At 62.5% G+C, this 20583-nt stretch carries 19 protein-coding genes; 12 read left to right on the forward strand and 7 right to left on the reverse strand.

Features of this window, described 5'->3' with window-relative positions; translation table 11 throughout:
* The first annotated feature begins 135 nt into the window (after positions 1-135).
* The 3 genes from A4C63_RS08305 to A4C63_RS08315 all read left to right on the forward strand — a co-directional run bounded on the left by A4C63_RS08305 (position 136) and on the right by A4C63_RS08315 (position 3500).
* The gene (locus A4C63_RS08305; protein WP_063912262.1) at positions 136-1128 is read left to right on the forward strand and encodes an AraC family transcriptional regulator; all 993 of its coding nucleotides are present in this window, start codon (positions 136-138) and stop codon (positions 1126-1128) included.
* A 225-nt stretch (positions 1129-1353) separates the two neighbouring features.
* Positions 1354-2397 (forward strand): histone deacetylase family protein, encoded by a 1044-nt coding sequence (locus tag A4C63_RS08310; protein ID WP_063912263.1) that lies wholly within the window; start codon positions 1354-1356, stop codon positions 2395-2397.
* On the forward strand, positions 2397-3500 hold the full coding sequence (locus A4C63_RS08315) for a polyamine ABC transporter substrate-binding protein (RefSeq protein ID WP_063912264.1): 1104 nt from the start codon (positions 2397-2399) through the stop codon (positions 3498-3500). The genes A4C63_RS08310 and A4C63_RS08315 overlap by 1 nt, the downstream gene beginning before the upstream one ends.
* A gap of 80 nt (positions 3501-3580) precedes the next feature.
* Here A4C63_RS08315 and A4C63_RS08320 read toward each other — a convergent pair whose 3' ends face one another.
* A complete protein-coding gene (locus A4C63_RS08320) occupies positions 3581-5134 on the reverse strand; it encodes a PLP-dependent aminotransferase family protein (protein WP_063912265.1) in 1554 nt (517 codons plus the stop codon).
* A gap of 90 nt (positions 5135-5224) precedes the next feature.
* On the opposite strand from A4C63_RS08320, the gene A4C63_RS08325 reads away from it, so the two are divergent.
* From A4C63_RS08325 to A4C63_RS08335, 3 genes are read left to right on the forward strand one after another with little or no spacing between them, the layout of a single operon-like run.
* Complete coding sequence (locus A4C63_RS08325) at positions 5225-5854, forward strand: FMN-binding negative transcriptional regulator (protein WP_063912266.1); 630 nt, start codon at positions 5225-5227, stop codon at positions 5852-5854.
* 11 nt (positions 5855-5865) lie between these two features.
* Positions 5866-6312, forward strand: a complete 447-nt coding sequence (locus tag A4C63_RS08330; RefSeq protein ID WP_063912267.1) for a GNAT family N-acetyltransferase — start codon at positions 5866-5868, stop codon at positions 6310-6312.
* Between the two features lie 7 nt (positions 6313-6319).
* Positions 6320-6994 carry a GNAT family N-acetyltransferase gene (locus tag A4C63_RS08335; RefSeq protein ID WP_063912268.1) on the forward strand — a complete coding sequence of 225 codons (675 nt, stop codon included), beginning with the start codon at positions 6320-6322 and terminating at the stop codon, positions 6992-6994.
* A gap of 47 nt (positions 6995-7041) precedes the next feature.
* On the opposite strand, the gene A4C63_RS08340 is transcribed toward A4C63_RS08335, so the two are convergent.
* The 4 genes from A4C63_RS08340 to A4C63_RS08355 all read right to left on the reverse strand — a co-directional run bounded on the left by A4C63_RS08340 (position 7042) and on the right by A4C63_RS08355 (position 12094).
* Positions 7042-7320 carry a helix-turn-helix transcriptional regulator gene (locus tag A4C63_RS08340; protein ID WP_063912269.1) on the reverse strand — a complete coding sequence of 93 codons (279 nt, stop codon included), beginning with the start codon at positions 7318-7320 and terminating at the stop codon, positions 7042-7044.
* Complete coding sequence (locus A4C63_RS08345; protein ID WP_063912270.1) at positions 7317-8642, reverse strand: type II toxin-antitoxin system HipA family toxin; 1326 nt, start codon at positions 8640-8642, stop codon at positions 7317-7319. The genes A4C63_RS08340 and A4C63_RS08345 overlap by 4 nt, the downstream gene beginning before the upstream one ends.
* Positions 8643-8858: 216 nt before the next feature.
* Positions 8859-10667 (reverse strand): sodium-extruding oxaloacetate decarboxylase subunit alpha, encoded by a 1809-nt coding sequence (gene oadA / locus A4C63_RS08350; protein ID WP_063912271.1) that lies wholly within the window; start codon positions 10665-10667, stop codon positions 8859-8861.
* Positions 10668-10678: 11 nt separating this feature from the next.
* Positions 10679-12094, reverse strand: a complete 1416-nt coding sequence (locus tag A4C63_RS08355; protein ID WP_016712746.1) for an acetyl-CoA carboxylase biotin carboxylase subunit — start codon at positions 12092-12094, stop codon at positions 10679-10681.
* A gap of 189 nt (positions 12095-12283) precedes the next feature.
* Here A4C63_RS08355 and A4C63_RS08360 point away from each other — a divergent pair, with 189 nt between their 5' ends.
* Positions 12284-13246: a LysR family transcriptional regulator gene (locus tag A4C63_RS08360; protein ID WP_063912272.1), complete on the forward strand. Its 963-nt coding sequence runs from the start codon at positions 12284-12286 to the stop codon at positions 13244-13246.
* On the opposite strand, the gene A4C63_RS25435 is transcribed toward A4C63_RS08360, so the two are convergent.
* Both A4C63_RS25435 and hexR read right to left on the reverse strand, forming a co-directional pair.
* Positions 13188-13406: a PA3496 family putative envelope integrity protein gene (locus A4C63_RS25435; RefSeq protein WP_082888281.1), complete on the reverse strand. Its 219-nt coding sequence runs from the start codon at positions 13404-13406 to the stop codon at positions 13188-13190. The two genes, A4C63_RS08360 and A4C63_RS25435, sit on opposite strands and share 59 nt — an antisense overlap.
* Positions 13407-13620: 214 nt before the next feature.
* Positions 13621-14487 (reverse strand): transcriptional regulator HexR, encoded by an 867-nt coding sequence (gene hexR, locus A4C63_RS08365; protein WP_011536461.1) that lies wholly within the window; start codon positions 14485-14487, stop codon positions 13621-13623.
* A 103-nt stretch (positions 14488-14590) separates the two neighbouring features.
* Between hexR and zwf the strand changes: the two genes are divergently transcribed.
* From zwf to A4C63_RS08390, 5 genes are all read left to right on the forward strand, one after another.
* Positions 14591-16033, forward strand: coding sequence for a glucose-6-phosphate dehydrogenase (zwf, locus tag A4C63_RS08370; protein WP_063912273.1), 1443 nt, complete (start codon positions 14591-14593; stop codon positions 16031-16033).
* Positions 16034-16121: 88 nt separating this feature from the next.
* Complete coding sequence (locus A4C63_RS08375; protein WP_063912274.1) at positions 16122-16436, forward strand: hypothetical protein; 315 nt, start codon at positions 16122-16124, stop codon at positions 16434-16436.
* A 130-nt stretch (positions 16437-16566) separates the two neighbouring features.
* Positions 16567-18753 (forward strand): DNA helicase II, encoded by a 2187-nt coding sequence (uvrD, locus tag A4C63_RS08380; protein ID WP_063912275.1) that lies wholly within the window; start codon positions 16567-16569, stop codon positions 18751-18753.
* Between the two features lie 287 nt (positions 18754-19040).
* Positions 19041-19895 carry a Tim44 domain-containing protein gene (locus A4C63_RS08385; RefSeq protein WP_063912276.1) on the forward strand — a complete coding sequence of 285 codons (855 nt, stop codon included), beginning with the start codon at positions 19041-19043 and terminating at the stop codon, positions 19893-19895.
* A 113-nt stretch (positions 19896-20008) separates the two neighbouring features.
* A complete protein-coding gene (locus tag A4C63_RS08390; RefSeq protein WP_013974843.1) occupies positions 20009-20416 on the forward strand; it encodes an SMI1/KNR4 family protein in 408 nt (135 codons plus the stop codon).
* Positions 20417-20583 lie beyond the last annotated feature (167 nt).

The raw sequence follows: 20583 nt of genomic DNA on the forward strand, positions 1-20583 counted from the left end.
CCTCTCAACCTTTCCAAGGCCCGAGCCTATGCTTCGGGCCTTTTTTTTCGCCTGCAGGATTTTGCGGCTGACTTGCAGCCCTATCGGCACACAACTTGCTCGATAATGCGTCCCAGCCCAACGGGATTACCCAGCATGCTGCACAGCCACCTCACCACCCTCAACGCGGTTTCGCTGATCCTCAACGTCTTCCAGGCAGACGGTTGCGAGGCGTCGGCGCTGCTGGCCGGCAGCGGCATCGGCCCGGCAGACCTGGGCCATGCCGATGCGCGCATCACCACCCAGCAGGAACTGCAGGTGTGCGCCAACGCCGTTGCCCGGCGCGAGGATATCGGCCTGGAACTGGGCCGGCGCATGCATGTGTCGTGCTACGGCATGCTCGGTTACGCCCTGCTCTCCAGTGCCACTTTGGGTGACGCCTTGCGCCTGGCGCTGCAGTATCCGGCACTGCTGGGAACAGTCTTCAAGCTGCGTTTGCTCGACGACGGCCAGCGCGTCTGGTTCAGCGCCAGCGATTACCACGACAGCCCGGCGCTGACCGCCTTCAACGCCGAGTTCTGCCTGGTGTCGCTGAAAGTCATCTGCGACGACCTGCTCGGCCGCCCGCTGCCCCTGCTGGGCGCCCGTTTCGAGCACCCACGGCCTGGCTACCACGCGCTCTATGCCGGAGCATTCCAGTGCCCGGTCGGTTTCGACGCCGAGGACAATGCCTTTGCCTTCGAACGGCGCTGGCTGGACACCCCACTGCCGCTGGCCGACCCGATTACCCACAAGGCCATGAGCGAACGCTGCCGGCGCCTTAACCTGGAGTTCACCGGCCGCCAGGCCTGGCTGGGGCGGATTCGCCAACTGCTGGCGCAGCAACTGGATGCAGCGCCCGGGCTGGAAGGGCTGGCGCGGCAGATGAACTGCTCATCGCGCACCCTGCGCCGGCATTTGCAGGCGCTGGGCAGCAGTTATCAACAGCTGCTGGATGAACTGAGGTTCGAACGGGCCAAGCAGTTGCTGGCCGATGAGCAGATGCCGATCTATCGGATTGCCGAGACCTTGGGCTTCAGCGAGACGGCCAGCTTCCGGCATGCCTTCCAGCGCTGGAGTGGTGTCGCGCCCAGCCATTTTCGCGGTTGACCTGCACCGGCCTCTTCGCGGGCTTGCCCGCTCCCACAGGATCTCCACAACCCTTGAATATTCTGGTGTACCTGTGGGAGCGGGCAAGCCCGCGAAGAGGCCGGTACAGGAAAACCTGGCCAAAGAGCTTGGCCACATCGATCCCCTTTTGGCCACTTGCGTCGTTCTCCCCCACTGACCCGCCCATGAGAATGGACCCACGCCAGTACCCACCGGAGAACAACAATGCTGACGATCTATTCCGATGACCACCGCCTGCACCACGGCCGCTGCGAGCTGATCGACGGCAAGCTGATGCCCTGCTTCGAAATGCCGTCACGCGCCGACCATGTGCTCGACCAGGTCAAAAAGCGCAACCTCGGCGACATCCAGGGCCCCACCGACTTCGGCCGCGCCCCTTTGCTGCGCATCCACAGCGCCGATTACCTGAACTTCTTCGAAGGCGCCTGGGCGCGCTGGGCCGCACTGGGCCAGGAAGGCGACCTGCTGCCGTTCACCTGGCCCGCACGCACACTGCGCCAGGTAAAACCCACCGGCCTGCACGGTGAACTGGGTTATTACAGCTTCGATGCCGGTGCACCGATCACCGCCGGCACCTGGCAGGCCGCCTACAGTGCCGCCCAGGTCGCCCTCACCGCCCAGGCGGCGATTCAGCAAGGCGCACATTCCGCCTTTGCCCTGTGCCGCCCGCCAGGGCACCACGCGGCTGGCGAAGTCATGGGCGGCTATTGCTACCTGAACAACGCCGCCATCGCCGCCCAGGCCTTCCTCGACCAGGGCCGGCGAAAGGTCGCCATCCTCGACGTCGATTACCATCACGGCAACGGCACCCAGGACATCTTCTACAACCGCAACGATGTGTTCTTCGCCTCGATCCACGGCGATCCGCGCGACGAGTTCCCGTTCTTCCTCGGCTATGCCGACGAAACCGGCGAGGGTGCCGGCCAAGGCTGCAACATCAACTACCCACTGCCGGCCGGCAGCGACTGGGCCGCCTGGAGCGACGCCCTGGAGGACGCTTGCCAGCGTATCGCCGCCTATGACGCCGACGTGCTGGTGATCTCCCTGGGCGTGGACACCTTCAAGGACGACCCGATCTCGCAGTTCAAGCTGGACAGCCCGGACTACCTGGAAATGGGCAAGCGCATCGCCCGACTCGGCAAGCCGACCCTGTTCGTGATGGAAGGCGGCTACGCTGTGGAAGAAATCGGTATCAACGCAGTCAATGTGCTGGAAGGCTTCCAGCGCGCCCAGCCAGGAGCCCGATAATGGTCCGACTCAAGCGCCTGCTCGCCCCGTTCATCGCCGCGACCCTGTTCACCGGTGCCCTGCAGGCCCAGGCCGAACAGCGCACCCTGCGGGTGTACAACTGGTTCGACTACATCACCCCGCAAACCCTCACCGAGTTCAAGAAGGACAGCGGGGTGAAGCTGGTGTATGACATCTTCGACACCAACGAGGCGCTGGAAGCCAAGCTGCTGACCGGCAACTCCGGGTATGACGTGGTGGTGCCGTCCAACGTGTTCCTCGCCAAGCAGATCGAAGCGGGGGTGTTCCAGCCGCTGGACCGCAGCAAGCTGCCGAACTGGCAGCACCTGGACCCGGCACTGATGAAGCTGATCGAGGCCAACGACCCCGGCAACAAGTTTGCCGTGCCCTACATGTACGGCACCGTACTGATCGGCTTCAACCCGGCCAAGGTCAAAGCTGCGCTCGGCGACAACGCCCCGGTGGACAGCTGGGATCTGATCTTCAAGGAAGAGAACATCGCCAAGCTCAAGCAGTGCGGCGTGGCCCTGCTCGACTCACCCTCGGAGATTCTGCCGCTGGCATTGCAGTACCTGGGCCTGCCACCGAACAGCGACAAGCCGGCTGATTACAAGAAAGCCGAAGCGCTGATGCTGAAGATCCGCCCGCACATCACCTACTTCCATTCCTCGAAATACATGGCCGACATCGCCAACGGCGATATCTGCGTGGCTGTGGGCTACAGCGGCAGCTTCTCGCAGGCCGCCAACCGCGCCCGGGATGCGAAGAATGGCGTGGTGGTGGACATGCGCCTGCCCAAGGAAGGTGCACCGATCTGGTTCGACATGCTGGCGATTCCGAAAAACGCGGCCAACCCGGAAGATGCCCATGCATTCATCAACTACCTGCTGCAGCCCGAGGTAATTGCACCGATCAGCGACTTTGTCGGCTACCCGAACCCGAACAAGGATGCGACCGACAAGGTGAGCCCGGCGATTCGCAACAACCCCAACCTGTATCCGACGGCGGAGGCGATGGCCAAGCTGTATACCCTCAAGCCCCTGGCGCGGGATGCCGAGCGGGCTCGGACCAGGGCCTGGACGCGGATCAAGTCCGGAACCTGAGTCGCCTGCTTCGCGGGCATGCCCGCTCCCACAGGGTCTGCGCTGCACTCGAGGCCGGCGCTATACCTGTGGGAGCGGGTTTACCCGCGAATAGGCCGCCAAGCCTTGCGCAAGCGCATCAACGCCTCGGCAATCTCCCCCTCCGGCACCGCTGCAAACCCCAGCACCAGCCCTGCCCTTTTATCCACAGGTACCTCGCTGTCCGCCAGCCAGAAATTGCTCAGCGGCGTCACCTCCACCCCCACCGCTTCAGCCTTGGCCACCAGTTCCTGCTCCCGCGCAAAGTTATCCACATCGACTTTCACATGCAGCCCAGCCGCCACTTCCGGCATGCCACCCAACCCCGGAATATCCACAGGCCAGCCGGCCTTGAGCACATTTCGCCGGCTCAACGCCGCCTTGCGCATGCGCCGGATATGCCGCTGGAAGTGCCCCCGTGCCATGAACTCGGCCATCACGCACTGGCTACTGACCTCCGAATGCCGCACCGCCAGCGCCCTGGCCTGGCTGAACGCTTGCGCCAGTTGCGCCGGCAGTACCAGGTAGCCCAGGCGCAACGCCGGAAAGGCGATCTTGCCGAAGGTACCGACGTATAGCACCCGCCCATGCCGGTCGAGCGCCGCAAGCGGGGCCAAGGGCGCACCGCTGTAACGGTATTCGCCGTCGTAGTCGTCTTCGATGATCCAGCCATCGCTGCGCTCGGCCCAGGCCAGCAATTCCAGGCGTCGCGCCAGGCTCATGGTCACCCCGGTCGGGTACTGGTGGGCCGGCGTGACATAGGCCAGCCGGCAATCCGCCAGCTGCCCGAGCCGGCGACAGTCCATGCCGTCCTCGTCCACTGGCACGCCATGCAACCTGCCACCGGCCAGCGCAAAGGCATGCCCAGCTGCGCGGTAACCGGGGTTTTCCACAGCCACGCCGTCGCCCGGCTGCAACAGCAACTGTGCACAAAGGCTGATGGCCTGCTGCGCACCACTGGTGATCACAATTTGTTCAGCCGTACAAGTCAGTCCACGCGAGCGACGCAGGTAGGCCGCGATCAGTTCGCGCAGCAGCGGCTCACCCGCCGGGTCGCCATAACCCAACTGCGCCGGAGCCGGGTTGCGCCAGAAACCCGCCTGCAGCTTGGCCCAGACGTCGAACGGGAACAAATCGAACGCCGGAATACCGACGCGAAAAGCACGCGGTGCACCGCTTCTTGGCGGTGGCAAATGGTTACTTTTCAGGCGCTGCAAAGGCTCACTGGTACGTCGGCTGCTGGATAAATCCTCAGTATTTTCCGAAGGAAATGTGGATAAGTCTGTTGATAACAGCCGGGATAACCCTGTGGATACTTGTGTGGATAGTTTGGCGGCGGAAAGTTTCGGCAGCTGGCTGACATAGGTGCCGTCGCCTACCCGGCTTTCGATGTAGCCCTCCGCATACAGCTGGTCATAGGCCCGCACCACGCTGTTGCGTGACAGCGCCAGCATGGCAGCCAGATCTCGGGTGGCCGGCAGCCGCGTGCCACTGCTCAGGCGCCCGTCCAGCACCCGCGCACGCAGCGCCTGATACAACTGCTGGCTGAGCCCGCGGCGGCGATCGAGGGCGATCCCGGCAGGGTCGAAAGGCAACACAAGGGGGCGCTCGCTCATGGTATTGGACCTATAAAAATAGCTATTAATGGCTCTTACTATGAACCAATAGCCTGCCTAGGATAGTGCCATCGAACAAGGGAACCGAGCATGTACAACAGCAAACCCCATCAGGAACACGACCTCGGGCGCCTGCACCAGCACATGCTCGACACCCGCCTGGCGATCCTTGTCAGCCACGGTGAGCAAGGCCTGCTGGCCACGCACCTGCCGGTGCTGGTCGATATCGCCGAAGGCGAGTTCGGCACCGTCTATGCCCACCTGGCGCGGGCCAACCGCCAGTGGCAGGACCTGGAGCAAGGTGGCGAAGCCCTGCTGGTGTTTCCCGGCGCCGATGCCTATGTCAGCCCCGGCTACTATCCGAGCAAGGCCGACAACCCCAAGGTGGTGCCAACCTGGAACTACCTGGCCGTGCACGCCTATGGCCCGGCAGAAGTGATCCATGACGCCGAGCCTCTGCTGGCCATTGTCAGCCGCCTCACCGAGCACCACGAACAAGGCCGCAGCGAACCGTGGAAAGTCACCGACGCCCCGCGTGACTACCTCGACGGCATGCTCCGCGCCATCGTCGGCATCCGCCTGCCCATCGCTCGCCTGCAAGGCGCGCGCAAGCTCAGCCAGAACCGCTCTGAGCAAGACATTGCCGGCGTGCGTGAAGGCCTGAGCGCCAGCCCCGATTACCTGGATAACCAACTCGCGGCGCATATGCGCCAACTCTGAAGGAACAGCCCATGTCCAGCGTTACCCTGCGTCCTGTCACCCCCGAAGATCACGCTGCCTGGCACGCCCTGTGGCAGGCCTACTTGCATTTTTATGAATCCGAACTGGCCGAAGAGGTCAGCCTCAGCACCTGGCAACGCCTGCTCGACCCGAGTGAACCGACCCATTCAGCCCTGGCCTGGGTCGATGGCAAGGCGGTGGGCATGGTCAACTTCATCTACCATCGTTCCAACTGGAGCATCGGCAACGCCTGCTACCTGCAGGACCTGTACGTGGACAGCGCGCAGCGCGGCCTGGGAATTGGCCGCCAGCTGATCGAGCACGTCTACGCCAGAGCCAAGGCCGACAACTGCAGCAAGGTGTACTGGGTGACCCACGAGACCAACGCCACCGCCATCAGCCTGTACCAGCAGGTTGCCGAGCGCTCGGGCTTCATTCAATTCCGCAAAGAGTTCTAAGCCGAACATGACCGACGCATTGAACTGGAAACCCGCTGCAGCACCCAAGGCCGAGCCCATCGACGGCCGCTTCATCCGCCTGGAAAAGCTCGACCCGGCGCGCCATGGCGACGACCTCTGGGAGGCGCTGCAAGGCCCGGCTGCCGACCCGCTGCTGTGGGACTACCTGCCCTATGGCCCGTTCGCCGAACGTGCCGCCTTCGATCGCTGGCTGGAAGGCAACGCCGCCGGCCGCGACCCGCTGTTCTACACCGTGATCGACCGCCCCAGCGGCCAGGCCCAGGGCATCCTCAGCCTGATGTCGATCGTGCCCGACCACGGCCGCATCGAAATCGGCCACGTCGCCTTCGGCGCCGCCATGCAGCGCACGCCCAAGAGCACCGAGGCGGTGTACCTGCTGGGCAAGGCGGCCTTCGAACTGGGCAACCGCCGGCTGGAGTGGAAGTGCAACAACGCCAACGCCCGCTCCAAGCGTGCGGCGGAGCGGTTTGGCTTTGTGTTCGAGGGAGTTTTCCGCAAGCACCTGGTGGTGAAGGACCACAATCGGGATACGGCGTGGTATTCGATTACCGATGATGAGTGGCCGGCGCTGGCGGCCGCGTTCGAGCGCTGGTTGAGTGAAGAGAACCAGCGGCCGCAAGGCCAGGTGCGGACACTTGAGGACTGCCGTAGGGGGGGATAGGCATAACCGATCACGGGCCGGCAGGCCCGCGATCGGTGCAAGCCCGGTTATCTGATCGGGCTCACACGCCTGACGACGCCCATCTGCAAACCGAACGGTTTGAATACTGCGTTCAACGATTTGAGCGTGGGGTTACCGTCCCCCTGCTCGATCTGAATGAGCGTTCGCACGGAAATCTTGCACATCAGCGCAAACTGGGTCTGCTGCATCTTTGCTACTTCTACGCGCAGGCGGCGAACAGCAGTACCCAACTCGATTGTGCCGTCGGCAATACCTTCGCGCACGCCATCGATCATCAGACCTCGGGCATCGATGGAAACCGTCATGCCAACCCCCACTCCGCCATCCGGCGCTCAAGCTTGCCCAGCGCAATCGCCGGGTGATTCATCACTGCCTCCGGGAGCCCAAGGCCGGACAAGATATCGGGCAATGCCAATAGGTGCCGGGCCTCCTGGCGCAGACGCTGGTAAGCCTCATCCGGATCGATGAATTCGGCCAGCGCAACACAGGCTGCGTGCCAGTCGATTTCGCCTGCTCTTTCGATCAAAGCGGGCCACTTCGTCGTTCTGGTTACACCCTCCTGATCCATCACCATCGGTGCCAAGTCGTAAATGGGTGCAAGACGCACCGTGTCGCGGGTACGAATGATCGCTGTATTGCGTCCATGATTATCGGCGTTACCCAGGATCTTGTTGATCAGGTCGCGCCGCAGGTAATCCGCGATCAGATCAGGCACCTCTTTACCCTGCCCGGCCATCTTCCACAAGCCAACGAGCGTCTCGATCACCTCCAAATGCCCCATCCGGCTACCGGGTTCGGTTACACCACACAAGGAATACATCGATTCCACGGCAAACCGCTGTACTCCCTGATCGGTAACCTGACGGTCGAAGCGTTCCATCCACAGGCTGGGCTTGGCTCCCTCTTCCAGCGCCATGTGTTCACTGGCCACCGTCTCGATGCCAAGCTGCTGCAACGCCCTGTAATAGAGGTACTCGGCCCGCAGGATCTCCTGATCATCGGCCAAGGCCTGGTGCCTGGCGAACTTGATGAACCAATGGCGACAGGCCCCCTCATCCGCAAGCACCGCGTCCGGGTAAAGCTGGCCGTTTTCATCTTCGGTCATCAGCAGCTTTGGCGCCTCTCCACCGGCGCCTGTCGCGCCACCTATGGCCGCGCCCTGCTCGTAGGCGTACTCCAGAAAACGCTGATCGCGAACGATGACGTCCTGGCGAGCAAAACCGATGGGGTCCGCAAGGTCCAGTAATTCAGCCGACTCCCTGATGCGCATATTGCCAATCGGAGCTGGGGTGGAGCGCCCTAGCAGAAACAAGTCTTCCCCCATGCCTGCCGGTCTTTCACGACCGATATGCCTCAGCAGAAAACGCTTCGCAGCCCCTGCAGGCGCTATGTCGTAAAGGAATGCAGGAGCATGCGGTAGACGATGAGAGCCAAAGTCCACCGGGAGCTTGGCACTGGCCGCCAGGCTGAACAGGCTGTCGTAAGCATGCAGATTGGCCTTGACGTAGTTGGATGTGTATCCGAACTCGCAAGGGCTGGAGAGGCTTCTTTCCGGTTCGGCGAAGGCGATGGCAATAGCATCATGCCATTTACCTTGGTCATGTAATTGGAGCGTGAGTCGGTACATTGGCCACCTGCAATTTACTGCATATCTTCGATCAGCCTCAGCCGTCAGCCTGCAGTATAGTGCAGATGTATTTCTGAACCACACCCAGTTTATGCATTTTAGTGCAGATATGGCGGCTTTTGCGCCTGCAATCTGCATTAAATTGCATATCGCTCCATAAAAAAAGGGGAGCATTCCGCTCCCCAGAGGTTAACCGCTTGTAGATGAAGGCTTATCTCAGCCTTCGATCTCGATCAGGATTTCGCCCGGTGTCACACGGTCGCCCTTGGCCACGTGGATGGCCACGACCTTGCCGGCGATACCCGCCTGCACTTCGGTCTCCATCTTCATGGCTTCGGTGATCAGCACGGCCTGGCCGGTCTTGACCATGTCGCCTTCCTTGACCAGCACATCGACGATGTTGCCTGGCATGGTGGTGCTGACATGGCCCGGGGCGCTGGCCTGCTTGCGCTTGCTGCTGCCGCCGCCGACGAATTCGTTGAGCGGCTCGAACACCACTTCTTCCGGCATGCCGTCGATGGACAGGTAGAAGTGGCGCTTGCCTTCAGCCTTCACGCCCACGCCGGTGATGTCGACGCGGTAGGTTTCGCCGTGCACGTCGATGACGAACTCGGTCGGTACGCCTTCGCCGCTATGGGACGCCACTGCGCCGGCTTCAGGAATTGGCAGCAGGACTTCAGGGGTCAGGGTGCCGGCTTCGCGTTCTTCGAGGAACTTGCGGCCAATGTCCGGGAACATGGCGAAGGTCAGCACGTCTTCTTCGCAACGGGCCAGGGCGCCGATGTCGGCACGCAGCTTGGCCATTTCCGGCTTCAGCAGGTCGGCCGGGCGTACGTCGATCACTTCTTCGCTACCGATCGCCTGGCGGCGCAGCTGCTCGTTGACCACGCCCGGGGCCTTGCCGTAACCGCCTTGCAGGTACAGCTTCACCTCGTTGGTGATGGTCTTGTAGCGCTCGCCGGCCAGCACGTTGAAGAACGCCTGGGTGCCGACGATCTGCGAGGTCGGGGTCACCAGCGGCGGGAAGCCGAGGTCTTCACGCACGCGCGGGATCTCTGCCAGCACTTCGTTCATGCGGTTGAGGGCGCCCTGCTCCTTGAGCTGGTTGGCCAGGTTGGAAATCATGCCGCCCGGCACCTGGTTGACCTGCACGCGGGTGTCCACGGCAGTGAACTCGCTTTCGAACTGGTGGTACTTCTTGCGCACGGCATAGAAGTACAGGCCGATTTCCTGCAGCAGCTCCAGGTCCAGGCCGGTGTCGAATTCGCTGCCCTTGAGCGCAGCAACCATCGACTCGGTACCTGGGTGGCTGGTGCCCCAGGCGAAGCTGGAGATGGCGGTGTCGATGTGATCGGCACCGTTTTCCACAGCCTTGAGCTGGCACATGGCGGCCAGGCCGGCAGTGTCATGGGAGTGGATGAACACCGGCAGCGACTGCTCGGCCTTCAGTGCCTTGACCAGTTCGCCAGTAGCGAACGGGGTCAGCAGGCCGGCCATGTCCTTGATCGCGATCGAGTCGCAACCCATGGCCTCCATCTGCTTGGCCTGGTTAACAAAGGCGTCGATGGTGTGCACCGGGCTGGTGGTGTAGGCGATGGTGCCCTGGGCGTGCTTGCCGGCGGCCTTGACCGCTTCAATGGCCACGCGCAGGTTACGTACGTCGTTCATGGCGTCGAAGATGCGGAACACATCGATACCGTTGACCGCGGCCTTGGCGACGAAGGCCTTGACCACGTCGTCGCTGTAGTGGCGGTAGCCCAGCAGGTTCTGACCGCGCAGCAGCATTTGCAGGCGGGTGTTGGGCAGCGCCGCGCGCAGCTTGCGCAGGCGCTCCCACGGGTCTTCCTTGAGGAAGCGCACGCAGGCGTCGAAGGTGGCGCCACCCCAGACTTCCAGCGACCAGTAGCCGACCTTGTCGAGCTTGTCGCAGATCGGCAGCATGTCTTCGGTACGCATGCGGGTGGCCAGCAGGGACTGGTGGGCGTCGCGCAGGATCGTGTCGGTTACGTGAATTTTCTTGGACATTATGGGGTTCCTCACAGGCCTGCGTGGGCGGCGATGGCGGCGGCGATGGCCAGGGCCAGCTCTTCGGGTTTGCGCTTGATCGAGTAGTTGGTCAGTTCCGGGTGGCTTTCGACGAAGCTGGTGTTGAACTGGCCGCTACGGAATTCCGGATTGCGCAGGATTTCCTGGTAGTACGCGGCGGTGGTCTTCACCCCTTGCACGCGCATGTCGTCCAGGGCACGCAGGCCGCGGTCCATGGCTTCTTCCCAGGTCAACGCCCACACCACCAGTTTCAGGCACATGGAGTCGTAGAACGGCGGAATGGTGTAGCCGGTGTAGATCGCCGTGTCGGTACGCACGCCCGGGCCGCCGGGAGCGTAATAACGGGTGATCTTGCCGAAGCTGGGCAGGAAGTTGTTCTTCGGGTCTTCGGCGTTGATGCGGAACTGCAGCGCGTAACCGCGGTGCTGGATGTCTTCCTGCTTGACCGACAGGGGCAGGCCCGAGGCAATGCGGATCTGCTCACGGACGATGTCGATACCGGTAATTTCCTCGGTGATGGTGTGTTCCACCTGCACCCGGGTGTTCATTTCCATGAAGTACACCTCGCCATCGGCGAGCAGGAACTCCACGGTACCGGCGTTCTCGTAGTTCACCGCCTTGGCCGCACGTACCGCCAGGTCACCGATGTAGGCGCGCTGCTCGGGGGTGAGCTGGGGGCTCGGGGCGATTTCGATGAGTTTCTGGTTGCGGCGCTGGATCGAGCAGTCGCGCTCGAACAGGTGCACGACGTTGCCAAAGCTGTCACCAAGGATCTGCGCCTCGATGTGCTTGGGGTTTACGATGCACTTTTCCAGGAACACTTCCGCAGAACCAAAGGCCTTGGTAGCCTCGGAGATGACGCGGGGGAAGTTCTGTTCCAGTTCTTCACGGCTGTTGCAACGGCGAATACCACGGCCGCCACCGCCAGAGGTGGCCTTGAGCATGACCGGGTAACCGATGCGGTCACCTTCGCTCAGGGCTTCGTGAATATCGGCAACGTTGCCTTCGGTGCCCGGAGTTACCGGCACACCTGCGGCGATCATGGTGCGGCGCGCTTCGGTCTTGTCACCCATGCGGCGAATGACATCGGCGGCCGGGCCGATGAACTTGATCCCGCGCTCGGCGCAGATCTCTGCCAGTTCAGCGTTTTCCGACAGAAAACCATAGCCCGGGTGCAGTGCATCACAGCCGGTTTCCACAGCCAGGTTCACCAGCTTGCGCGGGTTCAGGTAACCGGCCAGCGGCTCGGCACCAATGCTGTGGGCTTCGTCGGCGCGCTTGACGTGCAAGGCATGACGGTCGGCATCGGAATAGATCGCGACAGAGCGAATGCCCATCTCGGCGCAGGCACGGACGATCCGAACTGCGATTTCACCCCGGTTGGCGATCAGGATTTTTTTTATCACTGGAGTCTTCCCAAAGCCGTAGGAACAGTCGAGCCGGTTCTACCGGTCGGCGCGTGACCAGACGTTGCTGGCCAGTCGCACATTCACCCTAGCGCTGTAGGTTGATAAACAAAAATCAATATTTGTTAGGGGCTGTATTAGCAAAAGCTTATAGTGCGGTAACAAGGTGTTGCCGAAGGGCGGATAAAAATGCGTAAGTCCTTGATGCGTATGACTTTGCGTCAATTGCAGATCTTCAACGAGGTGTGCGATTTGCGTTCGTACAGCCGTGCTGCGGAAGAGATGGCGCTGACGCAACCCGCCGTTAGTCTACAAATCCGCCAGCTCGAAGAACTGATCGGCCAGCCGCTATTCGAGTACGTGGGCAAGAAGCTCTACCTGACCGAAGCTGCCGAGGCCCTGCAACGGGCCAGCCACGATATCTTCGGGCGCCTGGAGAGCCTGGACATGCAGCTTTCGGACATGCAGGGCTCACTGCAGGGGCAGCTGAAACTGGCGATCGAGTCCAGTGCCAAGTACTTCGTGCCACACCTGTTCGCGGCCTTCAAGCAGCGTCACCCGGAGGTCAACCTGACCCTGACTGTGGTCAACCGCGCCCAGGCCATCCGCCGCCTGTCGGACAATCGCGACGACCTGATCATCATGTCCATGGTGCCGCAGGACATGGGCCTGGAGTTCCTGCCGTTCCTCAACAACCCGATCGTCGCGGTGGCGCCGCCCGAGCACCCGCTGTGCAAGCTGGAGCAGCTGCGCCTGCAGGACCTGGAGCCTCATACCTTGCTGGTTCGCGAACAAGGTTCGGGCACGCGCAAGGCTTGCGAGGAATACTTCAAGGACAAACGCGTGCACTTCACCCAGACCCTGGAAGTGGCCTCGGCCGACGCCCAACGCGAGTGCGTGATCGCCGGCCTGGGCATTGCCCTGCTGACCCGCCATGCGGTCAACCTGGAGCTGGCCACCGGTGTGCTGAAGGAGCTGCCGGTGGAGGAACTGCCGCTGTACCGAAGCTGGTGCGTGGTGCAGTCCAAGGCCAAACGGCAGTCGCCGGTGGCCTTGGCCTTCCAGGCATTTATCCGCAGCGAACGTGCGTTGATCAGCGCGCTGGTTGAGCGTTTTTCGGGGAAGTTGCCGCCGACACCTGCCAGACCGTGAGCTCTTGCAACTCGGGGTAGTCCACCAGGTCGCGGAGCAGTTGACGTTGGTCGCAATAGCTTTCGATCGCGCGGCGGTATTCCATGCGGCGCTGATCCTTTTCCTGCTGCTTGCGAGCCTTGGCGCTGGGTTGGTACGTACCGTCGAAGTCACGAGCCATTGCCTGTCTCCCTGATAGGATGCGGGAGTTTCAGACTGGCCTTGATGGTTTACGGTTTGGCTGTGGAATGGTGACAAAACAGTGAAATTTATAGCACCTGTGCCGGCCTCTTCGCGGGTAAACCCGCTCCCACAGGTGCTCACCAGCCTCAAGGACGGTGCAGTACCTGTGGGAGCGGGTTCACCCGCGAAAGGGCCGGCACAGGCACCGACAATCAGTCGTCGGTAGCCTTGATCGACTTGGGCGACAAACGCAGGCTGCGCAAGCTGCGCTTCACGCTCTTCAGGTGGTTGACCAGGCTCGGCCCGCGCGCCATGGCCACGCCCATGGCCAGCACGTCGATCACCACCAGGTGGGCGATACGCGAGGTCAGCGGGGTATAGATTTCGGTGTCTTCATGCACGTCGATCGCCAGGTTGACCGTCGACAGCTCCGCCAGCGGTGTCTGGCTGGGGCACAGGGTAATCAGGTTGGCACCGCTCTCACGGACCAGGTTGGCGGTGATCAGCAAGTCCTTGGAACGGCCCGACTGGGAAATGCACACTGCCACATCGCCCGGCTTCAGGGTCACCGCCGACATCGCCTGCATGTGCGGGTCGGAATAGGCTGCCGCGCTGAGCAACAGGCGGAAGAACTTGTGCTGGGCATCGGCCGCCACCGCACCGGAAGCGCCAAAGCCATAGAACTCCACACGCTGCGCCTGGGCCATGGCGGTCACCGCCTGCTGCAACGCCTGCGGGTCGAGGTGCTCGCGCACTTCCATCAGGGTATGCAGCGTGGTGTCGAAGATCTTCAGGCTGTAGTCGGCGACCGAATCGTCTTCATGGATGGCAAACTGACCGAAACTGGCCCCCGCGGCCAGGCTCTGCGCCAGCTTCAGCTTCAAATCCTGGAAGCCCGAGCAACCGATCGCGCGGCAGAAACGCACGATGGTCGGTTCGCTGATACCCACGCTGTGCGCCAGGTCGGCCATGGAACTGTGCATGACGGCAGCCGGGTCGAGTAGCACGTGGTCGGCCACTTTCAGTTCCGATTTGCGCAGCAGGTGGCGCGATTGGGCGATATGTTGCAACAGATTCACGGGCTGGACTCGGTTATGATCGGCTGGCCGGGTTGTAGCTTTCTTGTAGTTATACTACATGGACGCCAACCCGCCCAGTTAAACGAACGTGGAGAGTGGTGGTTTGACTATTCCTTGCGACATTCTGGTCTTCGGTGGCACCGGCGATCTGGCCCTGCACAAATTGCTTCCGGCGCTCTACCACCTGTTTCGCGAGGCCCGTCTTGACCCTGCCGTGCGGATCATCGCGCTGGCGCGCCGCAACTTGCCACGTAACGATTATCTCAAGCTCGCCGAACGCCATTGCCGGGCACAGATCGCCCGCAACGACTTCGAAGAAGAGGTCTGGCAGCGGTTTTCCGCGCGGATCGACTATTTCGCCATGGATGCTTCGCAAAGCGCCGACTTCGGCCGCCTGGCGCGCTACCTGGGCGAGCCCGGCGGCTTGACGCGCATCTTCTACCTGGCCACCGCCCCCAACCTCTTCGTGCCGATTGCCAAGCACCTGCATAACGCCGGCCTGGCCGACGCCGAAGCGCGCATCGTGCTGGAAAAGCCGATCGGCCACTCGCTGGAATCGGCTACCGCCATCAACGAAGCGATTGGCGCAGTGCTGGAGGAAAACCAGGTATTCCGCATCGACCACTACCTGGGCAAGGAAACCGTGCAGAACCTGATGGCCCTGCGCTTTGCCAACGCGCTGCTGGAGCCGGTATGGCGCAACAACCAGGTCGACCACGTGCAGATCAGCGTTTGCGAGACCCTGGGGGTAGAGAACCGCGGCGCCTACTACGACCGCGCCGGGGCGACCCGCGACATGCTGCAGAACCACCTGCTACAGCTGCTATGCCTGGTAGCCATGGAGCCCCCCGCAGAGTTCGAGGCCGAAGCGGTGCGTGACGAAAAAGTGAAGATCCTGCGGGCCCTCAAGCCCATTTCTGGCCAGGACGTTCAGGACAAGACCGTACGCGGCCAGTATGGCGCCGGGTACATCGGCGGCCAGGAAGTGCCGGCCTATTACTTCGAAAAGGACGTCGACAACGACAGCGACACCGAAACCTTCATCGCCATCGAGGCGCACATCGACAATTGGCGCTGGGCGGGCGTGCCCTTCTACCTGCGCACCGGCAAGCGCATGGCACGGCGCTCATCGCAGATCGTCATCCAGTTCAAGCCAGTGCCCCACGAGCTGTTCAATGGTGGCCAGGTCAACCAGCTGCTGATCCAGCTGCAACCGGACGAACGCATCAGCCTGCGCATGATGACCAAGAGCCCGGGCAAGGGCATGCGCCTGGAGCCGGTGGACCTGGACCTGAACCTGGCCCAGGTGTTCAGCCAGACGCGCCGCTGGGAGGCCTACGAGCGGCTGCTGCTGGATGTGCTGGAGGGCGACTCGACGCTGTTCATGCGCCGCGATGAAGTGGAAGCGGCCTGGGCCTGGATCGACCCGATCATCAAGGGCTGTGAAGAGCACTTCCAGGCGCCGCGACCGTACCCGGCAGGCAGCAACGGGCCGGAGCAAGCCAACAGCTTGCTCGCCAGGCATGGCAGGCACTGGCATAGCTGAAGCACTGCCCTGCTCCTGTGGCAGGTGAAAGGGCAGAAAGTAGCCCCTGCGCACTGGCGCTACTTTCAACCCGAGACAGGAGCAGACAATGGCTACTATCGCCAACCTCGTTGCAATCAATGACATCGCCAACGGCGAGCAGGTTTTCAGGGTTCACGGCACCGTTATGGTCGGCTGCCCGGCCATCGAGCCGGTGCTGGTCGAACCCAAGGTGCGCCACAAGGGCGGCTGGGAAGTGCTGGAGCTTCAACTGCAGGATAGCGGCGCAATCACCCCGCAAGTGGTGACGGAAAAAACCGTGGTGTTCGAACGTGCAGGCGGCACGCCCTGGAAAACCGTGGAAATCATTCATGGCGACGGTTCGCAGCGCTGCGAAATACGCAACATAGAGACGGTCGACTGAGCCGCTGACGGCCAGGTCGCCCGAGCGGCGACCTGGCACCTGCCATCAGCTCGATGAACGGGCATGTGGCAGGTGAATATTCATACAGTAGAAGTTTGCCCCAATTCCTGCCGCGCCCTAGAATGGCCCGATGCGCACAGACGACCTCTCCCTCCTGCTGAATTCCCTCAACGATGCCCAACGCCAGGCTGTAGCGGCCACGCTCGGGCGTCAACTGGTGCTTGCTGGCGCCGGTTCCGGTAAAACCCGCGTGCTGGTGCACCGCATTGCCTGGCTGATCCAGGTGGAGCAGGCATCGCCACACTCGATCCTGTCGGTGACCTTCACCAACAAGGCCGCGGCAGAAATGCGCCAGCGGATCGAGCAACTGCTGGGCATCAACCCGGCGGGCATGTGGGTCGGCACCTTCCACGGCCTGGCCCATCGCCTGCTGCGGGCCCACTGGCAGGAAGCACGGCTGGTGCAGAACTTCCAGATCCTCGACAGCGACGACCAGCAGCGCCTGATCAAGCGAGTGATGCGCGAGCTGGGCCTGGACGAGCAGAAATGGCCGGCACGCCAGGCCCAGTGGTTCATCAACGGGCAGAAGGACGAAGGCCTGCGCCCGCAGCATATCCAGGCCGGGGGCGACCTGTTCCTGTCGACCATGCGCGACGTATATACCGCGTACGAGCAGGCCTGCGAGCGCGCCGGGGTCATCGACTTCTCCGAGTTGCTGCTGCGCGGCCTGGACCTGTGGCGCGACCACCCGGGCCTGCTGGAGCACTACCAGCGGCGCTTCCGCCACGTGCTGGTGGACGAGTTCCAGGATACCAACGCCGTGCAGTACGCCTGGCTGCGCCTGCTGGCGCGCGGCGGTGACAGCCTGATGGCGGTGGGCGATGACGACCAGTCGATCTACGGCTGGCGCGGCGCCAAGATCGAGAACATCCACCAGTACACTGCCGACTTCCCCGACGCCGAAATGATCCGCCTGGAGCAGAACTACCGCTCCACCGGCGGTATCCTCAAGGCAGCCAACGCGCTGATCGCCAACAATAGCGGGCGCTTGGGCAAGGAGCTGTGGACCGACATGGGCGAAGGAGAGCCGCTTACCCTGTACGCGGCCTACAACGAGCACGACGAAGCGCGCTACGTGGTGGAAACCATCGAGAGCCTGGTCAAGCAGGGCAATGCGCGCAACGAGATCGCCATCCTGTACCGTTCCAACGCCCAGTCACGGGTGCTGGAAGAAGCCCTGCTGCGCGAGCGCATCCCCTACCGCATCTACGGTGGCCAGCGCTTCTTCGAGCGCGCCGAAATCAAGAACGCCATGGCTTACCTGCGCCTGATCGAAGGCCGTGGCAACGATGCCGCCCTGGAGCGGGTGATCAACGTACCGCCACGTGGCATTGGCGAGAAAACCGTCGAAGCCATCCGCGAGCACGCCCGCCACAGCCAGCTGTCGATGTGGGAGGCCATGTGCCAGCTGCTCGCTGCAAAGGCGCTGAAAGGCCGCGCCGCCAGTGCCCTGGGTGCGTTCATCGAGCTTATCGAGGGGTTGGCTGCCAAGGTCGTGGACATGCCACTGCATACCATGACCCAGACCACCATCGAGCAGTCCGGGCTGATCATCTATCACCAGGAAGAAAAGGGTGAAAAGGGCCAGGCACGGGTAGAAAACCTTGAGGAACTGGTCAGCGCAGCGCGCAACTTCGAGTCCACCGACGAAGACGCCGACCTCTCGCCACTCTCGGCGTTCCTCGGCCACGCCTCGCTCGAGGCAGGTGATGCCCAGGCCGACGAGCACGAAGACAGCGTCCAGCTGATGACCTTGCACAGCGCCAAGGGCCTGGAGTTCCCGTATGTGTTCCTGGTGGGCATGGAAGAAGGCCTGTTCCCGCACAAGATGAGCCTGGAAGAGCCCGGCCGCCTGGAAGAGGAACGCCGCCTGGCTTATGTGGGCATCACCCGCGCCATGCGCCAGCTGGTCATGACCTACGCCGAAACGCGTCGCCTGTATGGCAGCGAAACCTACAACAAGGTGTCACGTTTCGTACGCGAAATTCCGGCGGGCCTGATTCAGGAAGTGCGTCTGTCCAACAGTGTCAGCCGCCCGTTCGGCGGGGCCAAGACGGCCACGAACAACAACCTGTTCGCCAATGCCAGCATTCCGCAGACCGCGTTCAACCTGGGCCAGCGTGTGCAGCATGCGGTATTTGGCGAAGGTGTGATCCTCAACTTCGAGGGCTCCGGCGCCCAGGCTCGGGTGCAGGTGAATTTTGCCGAAGGCAGCAAATGGTTGATGCTGGGGTACGCCAAGCTCGAGGCCATCTAAAAGCCTGCGCAGGCCCTGGTTGAGGCTTGCCCAAAGTTTTAGAAGCCTGCGCAATACCTGTGGGAGCGGGCATGCCCGCGAAGCCGACAACTCGGTGTATGGCACCGGCTTCGCCGGTGTTCGCGGGCATACCCGCTCCTACAGGTATTGCGCCAGCATTCAGAGGGCCGGTCGTGGCAGGTTTGTAACATTCAGGCAAAAGCTCGAAACATTATGTCGCTGGTCATGTGCCCGGGAACCTGTGCACCATGACGCGCGTGCAATCCACAACAGGGGATATCCCACTTATGCAACGTTTTCTTAGCATCGCTCTGGCGCTCTGCGTCGGCCTGACGCTGAGCCTGGACGCCAACGCCAAGCGCTTTGGCGGCGGCAAGAGCTCGGGCTCCGCGCCTATTCACCAGACCCGCCAGGCCACGCCAACCACGCCTGCCGCCGCGCCGACCGCACCTGGCCGTGCAGCCCCGGCCGCCAGCGGTGCTTCGCGCTGGTTGGGCCCACTGGCCGGCCTCGCCGCCGGTGGCCTGCTGGCTTCCATGTTCATGGGCGACGGTTTCGAAGGCTTCCAGATCATGGACTTCCTGATCGTGGCGCTCATCGCCTTCCTGGTGTTCCGCTTCATCGCCGCGCGCCGTCGCCAGCAGCAGCCGCAAATGGCCATGCCGGGCCATGCACCAATGCACCGTGAAGCTCACGCCCAGCCTGCCCAGCCGTCGATCTTCGGTGGTTCGGCCGCACCTGCTGCCGCAGCCGCCCCGGTGATCAACGCCCCGGCCTGGTTCAACGAGCAGAGCTTCCTCGCTGCCGCCCGTAACCACTTCCAGGCGCTGCAGCAGCACTGGGACGCCAACGAGATGGACAAGATCGCCGAGTTCGTCACCCCGCAGATGCTCGAGTTCCTCAAGCGCGAGCGCGCTGAACTGGGTGATGGCTTCCAGTCCACCTACATCGACAACCTCGATGTGCAGCTGGACGGTGTCGACGACCGCGCCGACCGCACCGACGCCACCCTGACCTTCCGTGGCGTGTCGAAGAACTCGCGCTTCGACCAGGGCGAAGTGTTCAGCGAAAGCTGGCACATGGTCCGCGCCCAGGGCGAAAACCAGCCTTGGCTGGTGGCCGGTATCCGTCAAAACGGCTAACCGCTGCGTGCTGCACAAAAAACCCCGGGCCTGTCCCGGGGTTTTGCTTTTGCCGGAGTGGCCTACTAGGGTATAACGCGCAGCGTTGTCATCTAGGTCAGAGGAAGCGAACCGTGGAAGAAGTGATCGAACAACTCCGTGAAGCCAACGAGCCAGTGCCGGTGCCCCTTGAGCTTCCCGACGAGGACCTGCTGGTCGAGATCGAAGAAGAGCTGTTCATCAACATTCCGTTCGTGTTCAAAGAGTTCCTGCTGACCGTCAGTGACGTGGTGTATGGCTCACTGGAGCCGGTGACCGTTACCGACCCACAGTCGCATACCTACCTGCCCGACGTCGCCGCCAACGCCTGGGATGCCGGCGTGCCGCGTGACCTGATTCCGCTGTGCCAGGACGGCGACAACTACTACTGCGTCGAAGAAGACGGCACCGTGGTGCTGTGGGATGCCGAAGAGGAAATCGTCGGCGAAGACAGCTGGGAATCGGTGTGGCACTGGGCGCGGGATGTCTGGCTGGAGAGCTGATTCCAACCTCTGATTTGATGCTGACTGTGCCGGCCTCTTCGCGGGTAAACCCGCTCCCACAGGGACTGCACAATGTTCAACACCTGTGCAGTCCCTGTGGGAGCGGGTTTACCCGCGAAGTGGCCGGCACAGGAATAGGAAAATCTATGGCCCAGTGCCATCAATGT

Origin of the sequence: Pseudomonas sp. p21 (assembly GCF_001642705.1) — a bacterium.
Lineage (GTDB): Bacteria > Pseudomonadota > Gammaproteobacteria > Pseudomonadales > Pseudomonadaceae > Aquipseudomonas.

What these genes read in the sequence shown, in the direction of transcription:
- A4C63_RS08320 (WP_063912265.1), bottom strand. Translation starts at nt 5,134, where the DNA reads ATGAGCGAGCGCCCCCTTGTGTTGCCTTTCGACCCTGCCGGGATCGCC.
- A4C63_RS08310 (WP_063912263.1), top strand. Translation starts at nt 1,354, where the DNA reads ATGCTGACGATCTATTCCGATGACCACCGCCTGCACCACGGCCGCTGC.
- A4C63_RS25435 (WP_082888281.1), bottom strand. Translation starts at nt 13,406, where the DNA reads ATGGCTCGTGACTTCGACGGTACGTACCAACCCAGCGCCAAGGCTCGC.
- A4C63_RS08375 (WP_063912274.1), top strand. Translation starts at nt 16,122, where the DNA reads ATGGCTACTATCGCCAACCTCGTTGCAATCAATGACATCGCCAACGGC.
- uvrD (WP_063912275.1), top strand. Translation starts at nt 16,567, where the DNA reads ATGCGCACAGACGACCTCTCCCTCCTGCTGAATTCCCTCAACGATGCC.
- A4C63_RS08325 (WP_063912266.1), top strand. Translation starts at nt 5,225, where the DNA reads ATGTACAACAGCAAACCCCATCAGGAACACGACCTCGGGCGCCTGCAC.
- A4C63_RS08335 (WP_063912268.1), top strand. Translation starts at nt 6,320, where the DNA reads ATGACCGACGCATTGAACTGGAAACCCGCTGCAGCACCCAAGGCCGAG.
- A4C63_RS08385 (WP_063912276.1), top strand. Translation starts at nt 19,041, where the DNA reads ATGCAACGTTTTCTTAGCATCGCTCTGGCGCTCTGCGTCGGCCTGACG.
- A4C63_RS08345 (WP_063912270.1), bottom strand. Translation starts at nt 8,642, where the DNA reads ATGTACCGACTCACGCTCCAATTACATGACCAAGGTAAATGGCATGAT.
- A4C63_RS08305 (WP_063912262.1), top strand. Translation starts at nt 136, where the DNA reads ATGCTGCACAGCCACCTCACCACCCTCAACGCGGTTTCGCTGATCCTC.
- A4C63_RS08315 (WP_063912264.1), top strand. Translation starts at nt 2,397, where the DNA reads ATGGTCCGACTCAAGCGCCTGCTCGCCCCGTTCATCGCCGCGACCCTG.
- A4C63_RS08330 (WP_063912267.1), top strand. Translation starts at nt 5,866, where the DNA reads ATGTCCAGCGTTACCCTGCGTCCTGTCACCCCCGAAGATCACGCTGCC.
- A4C63_RS08340 (WP_063912269.1), bottom strand. Translation starts at nt 7,320, where the DNA reads ATGACGGTTTCCATCGATGCCCGAGGTCTGATGATCGATGGCGTGCGC.
- oadA (WP_063912271.1), bottom strand. Translation starts at nt 10,667, where the DNA reads ATGTCCAAGAAAATTCACGTAACCGACACGATCCTGCGCGACGCCCAC.
- A4C63_RS08360 (WP_063912272.1), top strand. Translation starts at nt 12,284, where the DNA reads ATGCGTAAGTCCTTGATGCGTATGACTTTGCGTCAATTGCAGATCTTC.